Source organism: Rheinheimera oceanensis, assembly GCF_018831085.1.
Classification (GTDB): Bacteria; Pseudomonadota; Gammaproteobacteria; order Enterobacterales; family Alteromonadaceae; genus Alishewanella; species Alishewanella oceanensis.
The window spans coordinates 503,816-517,198 of the sequence record NZ_JAGPNM010000002.1 but is presented as its reverse complement, the minus strand read 5'-3'; the positions used below and the strand labels follow the sequence as shown (position 1 = coordinate 517,198).

The following is a 13,383-nucleotide window of genomic DNA, read 5'->3' as shown; positions in this document are numbered from 1 at the left end:
TTGGCGTGGGGCACCATATCTGGCGTAAGATGCTGAAGCTTTCATACTTTTTACTGGCCGGGCATAGCGCCGCCGGGGCTGCACTGCAGTTTTAACTTAACATGGTATTTGGATAATGTTTGGAAAACTTTTTACCAAATTATTTGGTAGCCGCAACGACCGCTTCTTAAAAAAACTAGAAAAACAAGTACAGCAGATCAATGCATTAGAGGCAGAACTTGAAGCCTTATCCGACGACCAGCTGAAACAAAAAACCGCAGAGTTTAAACAGCAACTGGCCAACGGCAGTACGCTGGATGACATTTTGCCGCACGCCTTTGCAACCGTGCGAGAAGCCAGTAAACGTGTGTTTGGTATGCGCCACTTTGATGTGCAATTGCTGGGCGGTATTGTATTGCATCAGGGGAAAATTTCTGAAATGCGCACCGGTGAAGGTAAAACCTTAACCGCAACCTTGCCAGCTTATCTGAATGCGTTAAGCGGTAAAGGTGTGCATGTTATCACCGTAAACGACTATCTGGCCCGGCGCGATGCCCAAACCAACGCACCGCTATTTTCTTTTCTTGGCTTAAGCGTTGGCGTTAACGTACCAGGCATGGCGCACCCGGAAAAGCATAAAGCTTATGCTGCTGATATTACCTACGGCACGAATAATGAATTTGGCTTTGATTACCTGCGCGACAATATGGCGTTTTCACCGCAAGACCGTGTGCAGCGCGATCAGGCGTTTGCCATTATCGATGAAGTCGATTCAATCTTAATTGACGAAGCCCGTACTCCGCTTATTATTTCCGGTCCGGCCGAAGACAGCTCAGAGCTGTACAAACAAATTAACCTGCTGGTACCACAGCTGGTTAAGCAGGAAAAAGAAGACGAAGAGGGCGCGCATGGCGATGGCCACTTCACCGTAGATGAAAAAGCCCGTCAGGTTTATTTAACCGAACAAGGCCAGATTAAAGTAGAAGACATGCTGCGCGAGCAAGGCATGATAGGCGAGCACGATACCCTGTTCTCTGCAGCCAATATAACCTTGCTGCACCATGTATATGCTGCCCTGCGTGCGCACCAGTTGTTTAAGCGCGATGTTGATTACGTGGTAAAAGACGGTGACATCGTTATTGTTGATGAGCATACCGGCCGTACTATGGAAGGCCGCCGCTGGTCTGAAGGTTTACACCAGGCAGTAGAAGCTAAAGAAGGCGTAAAAATTCAGAACGAAAACCAGACGCTGGCCTCTATTACCTTCCAGAATTATTTCCGTCTGTACGAAAAACTGTCGGGTATGACCGGTACCGCAGATACTGAAGCTTTTGAATTCCAGCAAATTTATGGCCTGGAAACCATAGTACTGCCAACTAACCGGCCGATGATCCGTAAAGATATGGCCGATCTGGTGTATTTAAATGCTGAAGATAAATACCAGGCCATTATTGAAGATATTACCCAAACCCGTGATAGCGGCCGCCCGGTGCTGGTAGGTACGGCGTCAATTGAAAGCTCAGAGTATTTATCTGGCCTGCTTAATAAAGCCAAAATTAAGCATCAGGTACTAAACGCCAAGTTTCACGCCAATGAGGCCCAGATTATTGCTCAGGCCGGGCAGCCCGGTACAGTAACTATTGCCACCAATATGGCCGGTCGCGGTACCGATATTGTGTTGGGTGGCAGTTTACAGGCAGAACTGGCGGCACTTGGCGAAAACGCCAGCGCTGAACAGATCGCCAAAGCAAAAGCCGACTGGCAGGTACGGCATGATGCCGTGATAAGCGCCGGTGGTTTGCATATTATCGGTACTGAGCGGCACGAATCGCGCCGTATCGACAACCAGTTACGTGGCCGCTCAGGCCGTCAGGGCGATCCGGGTTCAAGCCGTTTTTATCTGTCGCTGGACGATGCCTTAATGCGTATTTTCGCCTCAGACCGTATGGCAGGCATGATGCGCCGCCTGGGTATGGAAAAAGGTGAAGCGATTGAACACCCCTGGGTTAGCCGTGCTATTGAAAACGCACAGCGCAAAGTAGAAGCGCGTAACTTTGATATTCGTAAGCAACTGCTTGAGTTTGATGATGTTGCCAACGATCAGCGTAAAGTGGTGTACGAGCAACGCAACGAACTGTTGGACGCTACCGATATCAGCGAAACCATCAGTGCCATCCGTACTGACGTTATTGACGGTGTGATCAGCCAGTATATTCCGCCACAATCGCTGGACGAAATGTGGGATATCCCGGGTTTAGAGCAGCGTTTAAAAGCCGATTTTAATCTTGAGCTGCCTGTTGCGCAGTGGCTGGCTGATGACAAAAAGCTGTTTGAAGAAAAACTGCGCGAGCGTATTCAGCAGGAAGTTGAGCAGGCATACAGCCATAAAGAACAAATGGTTGGCCCACAGGTACTGCGTCAGTTTGAAAAAGCCATTATGCTGCAAAGCCTGGATACACACTGGAAAGAGCATCTGGCGGCGATGGACCACCTGCGTCAGGGTATTAACCTGCGCGGTTATGCACAGAAAAACCCGAAGCAGGAATACAAGCGCGAAGCCTTTGAACTGTTTTCAACCATGCTGGAAAACCTGAAAATTGACGTTGTAGGCGTATTAAGCCGCGTACAGGTGCGGGCCGCAGAAGACGTAGATGCAGTAGAAGAACAACGTCGCAAAGCCGATGCAGTACCGCATGACTATCAGCACGCAGAGGCAGAACACGTTGGTGGCGAGCTCCCGGAAAATGCCCCACGCAGCCCGGTATTTCGTGAGCACGACAAAGTAGGCCGTAACGACCCGTGCCCGTGCGGCTCAGGTAAAAAGTACAAACAGTGCCACGGTAAGCTGGTATAACGGTTACACAGTAATATAAACACAGAGTCAGCTTAGGCTGGCTCTTTTGTTTGGGTGTCAGGCAGGTGGGTAATAATGCAAACAACAGTGCAAAATAAAGTCGTGCATGTGGCAGTTGGGGTAATAGTGCGCCAGCAGCAAATTTTACTGGCGCTGCGTAACAGCAAACAGCATCAGGGCGGTAAATGGGAGTTTCCCGGCGGTAAGGTAGAGGCCGGCGAAACAGTGCCACAGGCGCTTAACCGCGAGCTGCAGGAAGAGGTAGCAATAAGTGTGACCCAAAGCAGCCCGTTAATGCAGTTAGAATATGCCTACCCGGAGAAAACCGTATTGCTGGATATCTGGCTGGTAACCGGCTTTAGTGGCGAACCACACGGCCGGGAAGGCCAGCCACTGCGCTGGGTTACAGTGGCAGAGCTGACAGAAATTCCGTTTCCGGATGCCAATCAGCCGATAGTGGCACGTATTCAGCAGTTGTTTGCAACAGAGTAATACTGTCGCAATGCCAGTTTATTGGCTGGCGTTTAATGCTTAAAAAACTCGTTATCCTGTGCGATAAACTCCTGTTCCAGCTCAGCCAGATATTCTTCTGATAAGGCTGCATCTATTGGCGTTTTGTCGGGTATACGGTGGTTTTCTGCGGCCCAGTCGCCCAAATCAATTAATTTGCAGCGCTCTGAACAAAAAGGGCGAAAGGGTGACGCAGCCGACCAGACTACATCTTTATCACAGGTTGGGCATTTTACGTTCATGCGTTAGCTCCGGCTTAATTTGTACCAATGTTAGCATTTTCAGGCTGTCACGGCACGGCAACTTGCAGCAAAGTGCTGCAGTTAGCAGCAGGCCAGTTCAAAGCTGATGCTTTGGTCGCTGTTGCTGCGCCCGGCTTCGTCACACAGCTGCATAAAGCGGATAGCATAACGGTACTTATTGCCACTTACAGTAGGGTAAACTCCGGCGTCTATCGGGTAGCGAATACGCAGCAATTCGTGCTGATCAGTATTGCTTTGATAAAAGCCGTTGTCGGCAACTACGGTAGTAAAGTGGCCCTTTTCCCGGCTAAAACCTAACACAAAGCTGATGGCCTCTAACAGCAAGCCAAATTCATGGCACCAGGCTGCGGCCGTTTGCTGGCGCTGTTCCAGCGGTAAGTTAAACCAATAATGCAGTTGGGGTACGTCAAAATAACAGGTGCCACCGGGAATAGAAAAACGCTGGCGCAGCGGCGACAGAAACTTATCTTCCTTTAAATTACCAACAAATTTACCACTGCGCAGCAGCTCGCTTTGTAAGCGAACTGCTTTTTGTAGCACCGGTTTTAGTTTGTCGCCGGATACCGACGGGTGACTGGCCCAGGCTACCAGTGCGCTTTCGCAGCGTTCGCAGTCTTTAATTAAATCGGGCCGGATATCGTTGCGGTCGAGCACTTCTATCAGATCAAACAACGCATTAAAGAATGCCTGCTGCTGCCACTCAGAATCCAGATCATTGAGGCTATGCAGCTGGGCCAGTAAATATTCCAGACGCAGGTAAGTGCGCAGTTTTTCATTAAGCGGATGTTCGTAGATAAGTTCTGTCATGAGTTTGCTGTGTCACACCTGTTGTGACAGCAGACTGAAAGCCCCGTTTACAGCCTGGCGGCCAGTTGCAAATAATGCTGATGCAAGGCAGCAACGCGGGGTGTTAAATCAGCAATACTGCTGTCGTTTTTAAGAATATCATCAGCCAGTTTCAACCGTTGTGGCCGCGAAATTTGCGCCGCCATAATGGCTTTTATCTGCTGTTCGTTGGCGTTGTCACGTGCCATAGCCCGTTGTAGCTGCAGGTTTTCAGGTAAATCTATTACCAGTACCCGCTGTACATAGTGGTTAAGTTTATTCTCTAACAGCAAAGGCGCCACTAATAATGCATAAGGCGATGTCAGCGCAGCCAGTTGTGTCAGTAACTCCTGCCGTATGGCCGGGTGTAGCAGTTGTTCTAGCCAGAGTTTATCTGCGTTGTTACTAAATATACGCTGGCGCAAACCGGCACGGTTAAGCTCGCCGTTGCTGTGTAAAATATCCGGGCCAAAATGTGCGCTTATCGCTGCCAGGCACGGCGTGCCGGGCATTACCACTTCACGCGCTACAATGTCGGCGTCAACATATTGCACGCCCAGGTTGGCAAACAGCCCTGTTACCGTGCTTTTACCACAACCAATGCCGCCGGTAAGGCCAACAACAAAAGCTGACATTACAGGCCCAAATAGCGCAAATAGGTGCCGGTTATCTGCTCGCCCCATAGCAGGGCTATCCAACCGGCAGCAGCAATATAAGGGCCAAAGGGGATTGGCGTGGCTTTATTTTTACCCTGCACACTTAGCAGTATTACGCCTGCTACAGCACCCACACAGGACGACAGCAGAATAATAAGCGGTAACTGTTGCCAGCCCAGCAAGGCACCAAATACTGCCAGCAACTTAAAGTCGCCGTAGCCCATGCCTTCTTTGCCGGTAAGCAATTTAAACAGCCAGTATACGCTCCATAAACTGAGGTAACCGGCAGCGGCACCAACAATAGCCTGCCCCGGATTAACAAAGGCTGAACTACTAAGGCTGAATAACAGCGCCAGCCACAGCAGCGGCAGGGTTAGCTGATCAGGCAGCAGCATTTTATCTATATCAATAAAGGTAAGGGCGATAAGTGTCCAGGTGGTAAAAATAACCACTGCGGCCGCCAAACCAAAACCCAGTTTCCAGGCTACCAGAGCCGACAGTACCGCAGTTAAGGCTTCTACCACCGGGTAGCGTATGCTTATTGGTGTGTTGCAGCTGCGGCATTTGCCTTTTAGCAGCAGCCAGCTAAGCACGGGGATATTATCACGCGCCGATACCGGTGCATTACAAGCAGGGCAGCTTGAGCGTGGTACCGCCAGGTTAAACTTAGCCGGTGCTGCCGCTGTAGCCGGGGTGGAAAGAAAGTAGGCTTTATATTCCTGCTGCCATTCGTTTTCCATCATCTTGGGCAGGCGGTAAATAACCACGTTTAAAAAGCTGCCGATAATCAGGCTTAATATTGCTGTGGCAGTAATAAATAATGCCGGATACAGGCTGAATAGTTCTGCTAATTGCTGCATCAGATGATTGAACCCATTTGGAAGATTGGTAAATACATGGCAATAATAAGGCCGCCAATGACCACGCCCAGTACGGCCATAATCATCGGTTCCAGCAATGCGGTTAAGCCATCTACGGCGTCGTCTACTTCCTGCTCGTAAATATTAGCTACTTTTGCCAGCATACTGTCTAACGAGCCGGATTCTTCACCAATAGCCACCATTTGCACAACCATTTCGGGGAACTGTTTGGTTTGCTTCATCGCTATATGCATCTGATTACCGGAAGAGACTTCTTCACGGATAAATAAAATGGCATTTTTGTATACCTCGTTGCCGGAAGCCCCGGCGGCTGACTCCAGCGCTTCAATTAACGGCACACCGGCAGCAAAGGTGGTAGACAATGTGCGGGCATATCGCGCTACCGCAGCTTTATTTAAAATATTGCCGATTACCGGCAGTTTAATAATACGGCCGTCGGCCCAGGTACGAAACATCAGGTTGCTGCTATACGCTTTTTTCACCATAAAAAAAGTGGCTATCAAGCCTGCCAGTACTACCCACCAATAAGCCTGCATCATCTCTGATATACCCAGCACAAACAACGTAAAGGCAGGTAATTGTGCGCCAAAACCGGCAAAAATTTCGGCAAATTGCGGTACTACAAAAATAAGCAGAATAGAGGTAACGATACCGGCAATAACTAAAACGGCTATCGGGTAAAACATGGCCTTTTTAATTTTAGATTTAAGTGCTTCGGCCTTTTCTTTATACATGGCTAAGCGGTCGAAAATGGCATCTAACGCGCCTGAGGCTTCACCCGACTTCACCAGATCGCAGTATAAATCGTCAAAGTATTTCGGGTGCTCGCGCAGGGTTTCTGATAAGGGCAAACCGGCCTGCACTTTAACTGAAATTTTTTGCATTAGGGTGCGCAGGCTTTTGTTGTCTGCGCCATTGGCAATTAAGTCTATCGATTGTACCAGTGGCACACCGGCGCCAAGCATAGTGGCAATTTGCCGGGTAAAAATAGCAATATCCAGTGGCGTAATGCGTTTACCGTCGCCAAATAACGATTTAGGTTTTTTCTTAACGCCCGACGGGGTAATGCCCTGTTGGCGCAGCAGCGCTTTTACTTCAGCAATACTGGTGCCTTTTATTTCACCGTCAACTTTTTTACCGCGCCGGTTAACGCCTTTATAGGTAAATGCTTCCAGCTCTTTTATTTTAAATTGTTGTGCCTGAGCCATGTTGGTTTCCTGTTGCTGCGCCTTAGCGCCAAAAGTCAAAATCTGTTGTCACTTGTCACTTGTCACTTGTCACTTGTGCTTAGCCTTTCGTCACCCGGTTTATCTCAGCCAGGCTGGTTAAACCGGCCGCTGCTTTAATCAGGCCCGACTGGCGCAGGTTATTAACCCCTTCTAACTGGGCCTGGTTGGCAATATCCAGCGAGTTACCGCCCTGCATAATAATATCGGCCATTTTGCCGCTAACCGGCATAACTTCATAAATACCCACCCGGCCTTTATAGCCGTTGGTACAGTGGTCGCAACCTACCGGCTTAAACACTTTAACGGTTGGCAGTTGCTGTGGTGTAAAACCTTGTTTCAGCAATTCCTGCTCGGGCAGTATTTCTGGTTGTTTGCAGTGGCTGCAAAGACGCCGGGCCAGGCGCTGGGCAATGATTAACGACACTGAACTGGCCACGTTGTAAGACGGCACGCCCATATTCAGTAAGCGGGTAAGGGTTTCCGGCGCTGAGTTAGTGTGCAGGGTAGACAATACCAGGTGGCCGGTTTGCGCGGCTTTAATGGCAATTTCGGCGGTTTCTAAATCGCGTACTTCGCCTACCATTACTACGTCGGGGTCTTGCCGTAAAAAAGCTTTTAACGCTGAAGCAAAAGTTAATCCTGCGCGCGGGTTAACCTGCACCTGGTTCACGCCGGGCAGGTTAATTTCTACCGGGTCTTCCGCGGTAGATATATTGGTTTCGCTGGTATTTAAAATAGCCAAACCGGTATACAGCGATACTGTTTTACCAGAGCCTGTCGGGCCGGTTACCAGTATCATGCCCTGAGGCTGGGCCAGGGCGTCTAAATACAGCTTTTTCTGGTGTTCTTCATAACCCAGTATATCTATACCCAGCATGGCGCTGTCAGAATCCAGAATACGCATTACTACTTTTTCGCCCCACAAGGTGGGCAGGGTACTAACGCGAAAATCGATCGATTTTTTCGCCGACAGCTTTAGTTTAATACGGCCGTCCTGCGGTACGCGCTTTTCGGCAATATCCAGCCGTGACATAACCTTTAACCGGGCAGATAACCGGGTAGCCAGTGCCACTGGCGGGTTGGCAACTTCGTGTAAAATGCCGTCAATACGAAAGCGGATGCGGTAAACTTTTTCGTAGGGTTCAAAGTGTAAGTCGGATGCGCCTTTGCGTATGGCATCCAGCAGCATTTTATTAATAAAGGCAATTATCGGCTGGTCTTCTTTATCGGGCATGGCACCCGGGCTGTCATCGTCGTCGGTTTCAACGATGCCCATAGAGCCTAAATCCCAGTCGCTTTCGGCAAAGTCGCCGCCCAGGCTGCTATCAAATACCTTATCAATTAACTTATGCAGTTTGTCGTATTCAACTACCACTACCTCGGCATTTAAGCCGGTATTAAATTCAAAATCTTCAATGGTTTGAATATTGGTAGGGTCAACCACTGCCAAAAAAATATTACGGCCACGTTTGCCCAGTGGCAGCATATCGGTTTTGCGGATGAGTTTTTCGTTGCGCAGATCTTCAGGAATGCTGGCAACATCGTAGTGCTCCAGATCCAGGCTGATAGCCTGGCTAATGCCGGCCGCAGCTTGCGCTAATGCGGTGGCGGTAATCAGCTTTTCATTAATCAGTAATTCAGGCAGGTTTTTATACTGGCCGCCTTTGTCGGCAACCGCTTTAGTGGCTCGCTCAGAGTTTAACAGGCCAAGCTGTACCAGGCGCCTGAAAAGTGTTGAGGTAGTGGTAACGGCCATTAAACGAAAACATCCTGATTTTGCTAATAAGATTTCTCTGAATTGCTTGATTATGCCACTAAATGCCGGTTATTCAAGTTAAACAGCGGCTAAGGGACAGTTGTAGTAAAAGGGGGGGGGTAATAGTCTGTAACATCTGGAGTTGCCCCCGAAGGTTACGAAGATTCTAAAGGTTCTAGAAACCAACAAACAGCATATCCAGTGCTTCGGATACTTCCTGTTGCTGCTCAATCAGGCTGCCTATTTTCTGCTTTAACTCGGTTTCTGGAATGGCTGCCATAAACTGAGTCGCCATCAGATACGATTGATTTTCAATATCAAAAATAGGGTTTAAGCGTTTCGCTGCTTTTGGCGCTGTGTCCAAAGGTAATAGAGGTACAACCACCCGGGTGTTCAGGCCTGCTAATAAATTTGTCTGAACATCAAGTAAAAGGCCTGCGCTACCTGATAGATAAACGTCAAAGCGAGCCATTAGAAATGCCGGTACTGTGCGAGCGGTAAGCCATGATGGGCAACAAAATCGTTTGAGCTTTCAATTGCCTGGCTGTTCTCTTGCAGCCAGCGCTGCTGTTTTTGCTGACTAACAGCTTGTGCAAGCCCGGCCTCGGCGGATTGCGACACATTAATACCCAGTTGTTTTGCCTCTTGCAATAACTGACTGTCGATAGAGAGATTTGTGCGTTTTTTGTGAGTTGCTTCAGGGCCAGTGCTTAACATAGTTGTATCCTGTTGGGAGGGTGTGTATTAAATGTACACATCATTGAGTTATGGTTCAAGGGGGCGAGCCGTTAAAAGAAAAAGCCAGCATGGTTAGCTGGCTAATGTAACATCTGGATCTGACCCTGAGGGTTCCGTCTTTACGGGTTATGCTTCGGTCCATAAATCATCGTCAGTTTCTGTATTTGGCTTTTTTTGGTATTCAACACTGCTTTTTTCCGGCCAGGCAATATCCAATGCTTCCTTCAACCTGTTTGCTTCAACATGAGCAATTACCCGCCCTTTTTGGTCTGTTTCCCATTGGTTGCCACTCCATAAAAGAAAATCATAAACACCAGCCGCAGGCCCAAGTTTAATAGCAACAAAATAAATGCCTGGCTTTGTGGGTAGCTCAAACTCCCACGGTAATTCTGTATGCATTTTCTACTCCTTAAAAACTGCGATTGCTAAAGCGGTCAGCAATATCGGACATTTCTAAAAGATAAAGTACGTTATTCTCATACACCTGATGGGCATTTTCCAGCAAACCTATCAATAAATAGCAATTTGGATTGAAATAATTGGAGCAGTATATAAGTGCTGTATTGCTGGTTTTGTCGAATGCAAACTTTTTAAGATTCCAGCGCTTTGACGTATTATCCTTGATATGAATATGCCGCAACCCAGAGCTTTTTAGCTGCGCCGGAAAGTCAAATGTCGTATCCCTGCCAAAGTCAGTTGGCGTTTCTCCAGTGCTTTTGTAGTGTATAAATTTATTTTTCAGAGCCTGGTATATTTCGGCTGGAATCGAATCTTTAAAAGGCTTGTAGGCAAATACCTTAACATCCTTGCTCAAGGCTTAGTCCTCCTCAATGATAAATATTTGATTGGAGCGCACAGCCTCGTCCATTATGGCTTTTTTTGAACGTGCGGCGGCGAGCTTAACTGATGTTGCATCCAGTACCGCTTCATCAGATTTGCCAGAGGCAACATTTGATGCTTTTTTCTTTATCAGAATTGGCCTAACTTTATTTTGCATTGTATTTCCCTTATTTTTTTGTGAATTTTTATTTTACTTTTTGGTTAAAAATTTGGTTATTTTGCGTATTGTTCATACGAGTTGCAAGCCAAAATTATATTTTCACTGTTTTAATCGAAGGCGTTATAAGCAGAGCGCGGGTAACCAGAAAAGGGGTTCAGTTGATCAAGACAATACCGGTGGGATTTGTGTATAAGAGACAGGCATCGTTAGCTGGCTTTTGTAACATCTGGATCTCATCCCAGAGGTTATTAAGCTAGCACTGGGCCCGGTAGGTTGGGTTGTCTTAATTGGAGCAGGTTTATATGCTGGCTATAAGTTATCAAAAACAATGGATAGTTCATTTAAGGATATGTCAGGCTGGGGTTACGATGTGATCCGGAGTCGACGCTAATGATTGAGCGCACTGTTTTAGAGCAGTCAGTTGCATTTCTAAGCTTATTTTTGCTTGTTTCAGCCATCATTTCCTGGTTGGTATTTGCTCAGTTCAGTATGAGGCCGATAGAGCGAAAAATGCGTGCAGCGCGAAAAGACACTATCAGCAAATGGGATGGGCCGGGTTGGCGGGTAATGTGGTACGCCTGGGCAATATTTTTACCCATATGCGGTTTTAATAATTCCCGCGATCCATTGTTAAATCCGGTAGAGGTAAAAAAATATGCGAGCCGTAAAGACTGGATACTCGCTGCGTGGTTTTTTATATCGGCCTACGGCATGATAATAAGTGGAATTGCGGCAAGTTATATTTGGAGGTCAGTGGGGTAGTGCAGTAAGTAGTATATAGACCAGACTTTGCAGAAAGCTAAATGCGGCAATTGTTCAACGCAATAGAAAAAGCCAGCATGTTTAACTGGCTTTTTTAACATCTGGATCTGGCCACGAAGGTTATTAGTTAGGTATACCTTTACATACTCCAGTCGTAACGCAGTTACCACCCCAAGTCCATGTTACGGTCAAATTTGCTGCATCAATGGCGGGAGTTAATGTCAATGTGTTAGAGGCAGTACCTACAGCGGCACTGCCTGTTATGGTCAATACTCCAGCCGCTACCGCGGCAGAATCCACGTTCACATCTCGTTGCATATCAGCAGCTGTTGGAACGCCATTTGCTCCTAAAGTAATGCCAGCGGCCGTTGTAATAGCGCCAGTGCCAACAGCAACATCAACTGCTGTTTTATAAGACATTGCAGCAGAAACCAAGCCAGCAGATCGGGCTGACCGGGTATAGTCCTGATACGCTGGCAATGCTACTGCAGCCAAAATACCGATAATTGCTACTACGATCATTAATTCAATTAAGGTAAAACCTTGTTGTGTACGTTTCATATTAGTCATTTTAACTTCTCCTGATTTTTATTTAGCCTTTAAGGCTAGATGTTATTTTGAGCAATTTATTTAGAGCCGCAAGTGAAATGTAACTAAATTTATATAAAACACGTAATGCTTTGAATGTAAAAATATTTTAGATGTTCCTGATAAAGGTTGGTACCATGTTTATTAGTAATAAAGTACTAGTTTTACAGCTCTAATAAAGTGATTACGCAGCTGAGACAGGTTTTGTTTATCGCAATTTACTGTGTAACCACCGACAGTATAGTGCATTTATTAAGCAATAAAGGTTACGGAGTTTGGTGAAAATAAAGTGGGAGGCTCTTTATTGGCCAAAGTTAATGACCACTGTTATGCAGGTTTTTATAAGAGGCTATATTTCAATTTCTGTGTGGTATATGACAGCAATTAATAGCTGCTCTCCTGTTAACCCTTGCTATGGAGCGTTTAAGGCAGGCCGGGCCGTTTTGAGGTCTTAAATAATGGAATATGTGATATGGTTATAAGCATACTTACCTGCTTGATAAAACACAGGCATTTGCTGTTATGACTGACAAGATAACTCTACAACTAGCTGCTATGGCAGCGGCCGATTCAAATATTCTGGCATTATGGTTGTACGGTTCGCGTGCGCGCGGTAATGCGCGGACCGATAGTGATTATGATTTGGCGGTATTGTTTGCCAGCTCGCCGACTGACGAGCTGGAGCGGCGGTTACAACCAGAGTTGCTAGCGCTGGATTGGCAACAGCTATTAGCTTGCCCGGCACTAAGCGTGATTAATATAATGCAGGTACCTTTACCACTGGCTATCAGTGTGCTGGAAGATAATACCGTACTGTATTGTCGTGATGACACCGCAAGATTATTAGCAGAGGCAAGGTTAATGTCGAAATGGGAACTGGATTACCAATATCATCAGGCGAATTATGCTTAAACACTATTTGCAGAGTATTAGCGAGCATACAGCAGAATGTGAAGAACAACTCACTGAACTGCAGCAAATTCTGCAGCAACGCGCCTGGAGCAGCATAGAACAAAGTGCAGCGGAGCGGCAATTACAGGTTTTAGCCGAAGCTTGTATCGGCGTGGCTAAGCATTGGCTTAAACAATTGGATAAAGTGGTACCGGCAGATGCTTATAGTGTATTTGCCAAGCTGAACCAGTTGGGGGAGCTGAGTAATGCTGATTTACAGCAATGGCGCAAAATTATAGGTATGCGTAACGCTTTGGTACATGATTATTTAAATTTCAGCCCGGCAATTCTTATCAGCATTATCAAAGAGCAGCAGTATCAGTTGCTGCTTGATTTTATTAATACGGCAAAAGCCAGATGGGCCTGAGGGCTAATTGTTAACCGGCCTAAA

General features: G+C 47.0%; 17 protein-coding genes. 5 read left to right on the top strand and 12 right to left on the bottom strand.

Features of this window, described 5'->3' with window-relative positions; all coding sequences use genetic code 11:
* The first annotated feature begins 115 nt into the window (after positions 1–115).
* Together secA and mutT are read left to right on the top strand one after the other, a co-directional pair.
* Positions 116–2,833 carry a preprotein translocase subunit SecA gene (secA, locus tag J3B89_RS07020; protein WP_215396801.1) on the top strand — a complete coding sequence of 906 codons (2,718 nt, stop codon included), beginning with the start codon at positions 116–118 and terminating at the stop codon, positions 2,831–2,833.
* A gap of 75 nt (positions 2,834–2,908) precedes the next feature.
* Positions 2,909–3,325 carry an 8-oxo-dGTP diphosphatase MutT gene (gene mutT / locus J3B89_RS07015; protein WP_251372269.1) on the top strand — a complete coding sequence of 139 codons (417 nt, stop codon included), beginning with the start codon at positions 2,909–2,911 and terminating at the stop codon, positions 3,323–3,325.
* Positions 3,326–3,357: 32 nt separating this feature from the next.
* Here mutT and yacG read toward each other — a convergent pair whose 3' ends face one another.
* The 11 genes from yacG to J3B89_RS06960 all read right to left on the bottom strand — a co-directional run bounded on the left by yacG (position 3,358) and on the right by J3B89_RS06960 (position 10,688).
* The gene (yacG, locus tag J3B89_RS07010) at positions 3,358–3,585 is read right to left on the bottom strand and encodes a DNA gyrase inhibitor YacG (protein WP_215396800.1); all 228 of its coding nucleotides are present in this window, start codon (positions 3,583–3,585) and stop codon (positions 3,358–3,360) included.
* Between the two features lie 81 nt (positions 3,586–3,666).
* On the bottom strand, positions 3,667–4,413 hold the full coding sequence (zapD, locus tag J3B89_RS07005) for a cell division protein ZapD (RefSeq protein WP_215396799.1): 747 nt from the start codon (positions 4,411–4,413) through the stop codon (positions 3,667–3,669).
* 47 nt (positions 4,414–4,460) lie between these two features.
* Positions 4,461–5,066 carry a dephospho-CoA kinase gene (coaE, locus tag J3B89_RS07000; RefSeq protein WP_215396798.1) on the bottom strand — a complete coding sequence of 202 codons (606 nt, stop codon included), beginning with the start codon at positions 5,064–5,066 and terminating at the stop codon, positions 4,461–4,463.
* Complete coding sequence (locus J3B89_RS06995) at positions 5,066–5,947, bottom strand: prepilin peptidase (protein WP_215396797.1); 882 nt, start codon at positions 5,945–5,947, stop codon at positions 5,066–5,068. The genes coaE and J3B89_RS06995 overlap by 1 nt, the downstream gene beginning before the upstream one ends.
* Positions 5,947–7,176 carry a type II secretion system F family protein gene (locus J3B89_RS06990; RefSeq protein WP_215396796.1) on the bottom strand — a complete coding sequence of 410 codons (1,230 nt, stop codon included), beginning with the start codon at positions 7,174–7,176 and terminating at the stop codon, positions 5,947–5,949. The genes J3B89_RS06995 and J3B89_RS06990 overlap by 1 nt, the downstream gene beginning before the upstream one ends.
* Before the next feature lie 79 nt (positions 7,177–7,255).
* A complete protein-coding gene (gene pilB / locus J3B89_RS06985; protein WP_215396795.1) occupies positions 7,256–8,953 on the bottom strand; it encodes a type IV-A pilus assembly ATPase PilB in 1,698 nt (565 codons plus the stop codon).
* Positions 8,954–9,128: 175 nt separating this feature from the next.
* A complete protein-coding gene (locus J3B89_RS06980) occupies positions 9,129–9,425 on the bottom strand; it encodes a CcdB family protein (RefSeq protein ID WP_215396794.1) in 297 nt (98 codons plus the stop codon).
* Positions 9,425–9,670, bottom strand: coding sequence for a type II toxin-antitoxin system CcdA family antitoxin (locus J3B89_RS06975; RefSeq protein WP_215396793.1), 246 nt, complete (start codon positions 9,668–9,670; stop codon positions 9,425–9,427). The genes J3B89_RS06980 and J3B89_RS06975 overlap by 1 nt, the downstream gene beginning before the upstream one ends.
* Positions 9,671–9,817: 147 nt before the next feature.
* Positions 9,818–10,090 carry a hypothetical protein gene (locus J3B89_RS06970; RefSeq protein ID WP_215396792.1) on the bottom strand — a complete coding sequence of 91 codons (273 nt, stop codon included), beginning with the start codon at positions 10,088–10,090 and terminating at the stop codon, positions 9,818–9,820.
* 10 nt (positions 10,091–10,100) lie between these two features.
* Positions 10,101–10,505: a type II toxin-antitoxin system YafO family toxin gene (locus J3B89_RS06965; RefSeq protein ID WP_215396791.1), complete on the bottom strand. Its 405-nt coding sequence runs from the start codon at positions 10,503–10,505 to the stop codon at positions 10,101–10,103.
* A 3-nt stretch (positions 10,506–10,508) separates the two neighbouring features.
* On the bottom strand, positions 10,509–10,688 hold the full coding sequence (locus J3B89_RS06960) for a hypothetical protein (protein ID WP_215396790.1): 180 nt from the start codon (positions 10,686–10,688) through the stop codon (positions 10,509–10,511).
* Between the two features lie 393 nt (positions 10,689–11,081).
* Between J3B89_RS06960 and J3B89_RS06955 the strand changes: the two genes are divergently transcribed.
* Positions 11,082–11,453, top strand: coding sequence for a hypothetical protein (locus tag J3B89_RS06955; RefSeq protein WP_215396789.1), 372 nt, complete (start codon positions 11,082–11,084; stop codon positions 11,451–11,453).
* Positions 11,454–11,576: 123 nt separating this feature from the next.
* Here the strand turns inward: J3B89_RS06955 and J3B89_RS06950 are convergent, their stop codons facing one another.
* Positions 11,577–12,023 carry a pilin gene (locus J3B89_RS06950; protein ID WP_285895594.1) on the bottom strand — a complete coding sequence of 149 codons (447 nt, stop codon included), beginning with the start codon at positions 12,021–12,023 and terminating at the stop codon, positions 11,577–11,579.
* A gap of 540 nt (positions 12,024–12,563) precedes the next feature.
* Here J3B89_RS06950 and mntA point away from each other — a divergent pair.
* The gene (gene mntA / locus J3B89_RS06945) at positions 12,564–12,953 is read left to right on the top strand and encodes a type VII toxin-antitoxin system MntA family adenylyltransferase antitoxin (RefSeq protein ID WP_215396788.1); all 390 of its coding nucleotides are present in this window, start codon (positions 12,564–12,566) and stop codon (positions 12,951–12,953) included.
* Positions 12,946–13,359 carry a type VII toxin-antitoxin system HepT family RNase toxin gene (hepT, locus tag J3B89_RS06940; RefSeq protein ID WP_215396787.1) on the top strand — a complete coding sequence of 138 codons (414 nt, stop codon included), beginning with the start codon at positions 12,946–12,948 and terminating at the stop codon, positions 13,357–13,359. Before mntA ends, hepT begins: the two co-directional genes overlap by 8 nt.
* Positions 13,360–13,383 lie beyond the last annotated feature (24 nt).

Bases quoted from the DNA above. Each gene is read 5' to 3' on its own strand.
- J3B89_RS06970 (WP_215396792.1), bottom strand. From the start codon at position 10,090: ATGCATACAGAATTACCGTGGGAGTTTGAGCTACCCACAAAGCCAGGC.
- J3B89_RS06975 (WP_215396793.1), bottom strand. From the start codon at position 9,670: ATGTTAAGCACTGGCCCTGAAGCAACTCACAAAAAACGCACAAATCTC.
- J3B89_RS06960 (WP_215396790.1), bottom strand. From the start codon at position 10,688: ATGCAAAATAAAGTTAGGCCAATTCTGATAAAGAAAAAAGCATCAAAT.
- J3B89_RS06950 (WP_285895594.1), bottom strand. From the start codon at position 12,023: ATGACTAATATGAAACGTACACAACAAGGTTTTACCTTAATTGAATTA.
- coaE (WP_215396798.1), bottom strand. From the start codon at position 5,066: ATGTCAGCTTTTGTTGTTGGCCTTACCGGCGGCATTGGTTGTGGTAAA.
- pilB (WP_215396795.1), bottom strand. From the start codon at position 8,953: ATGGCCGTTACCACTACCTCAACACTTTTCAGGCGCCTGGTACAGCTT.
- zapD (WP_215396799.1), bottom strand. From the start codon at position 4,413: ATGACAGAACTTATCTACGAACATCCGCTTAATGAAAAACTGCGCACT.
- yacG (WP_215396800.1), bottom strand. From the start codon at position 3,585: ATGAACGTAAAATGCCCAACCTGTGATAAAGATGTAGTCTGGTCGGCT.
- mntA (WP_215396788.1), top strand. From the start codon at position 12,564: ATGACTGACAAGATAACTCTACAACTAGCTGCTATGGCAGCGGCCGAT.
- secA (WP_215396801.1), top strand. From the start codon at position 116: ATGTTTGGAAAACTTTTTACCAAATTATTTGGTAGCCGCAACGACCGC.
- mutT (WP_251372269.1), top strand. From the start codon at position 2,909: ATGCAAACAACAGTGCAAAATAAAGTCGTGCATGTGGCAGTTGGGGTA.
- J3B89_RS06955 (WP_215396789.1), top strand. From the start codon at position 11,082: ATGATTGAGCGCACTGTTTTAGAGCAGTCAGTTGCATTTCTAAGCTTA.
- hepT (WP_215396787.1), top strand. From the start codon at position 12,946: ATGCTTAAACACTATTTGCAGAGTATTAGCGAGCATACAGCAGAATGT.
- J3B89_RS06990 (WP_215396796.1), bottom strand. From the start codon at position 7,176: ATGGCTCAGGCACAACAATTTAAAATAAAAGAGCTGGAAGCATTTACC.
- J3B89_RS06980 (WP_215396794.1), bottom strand. From the start codon at position 9,425: ATGGCTCGCTTTGACGTTTATCTATCAGGTAGCGCAGGCCTTTTACTT.
- J3B89_RS06995 (WP_215396797.1), bottom strand. From the start codon at position 5,947: ATGCAGCAATTAGCAGAACTATTCAGCCTGTATCCGGCATTATTTATT.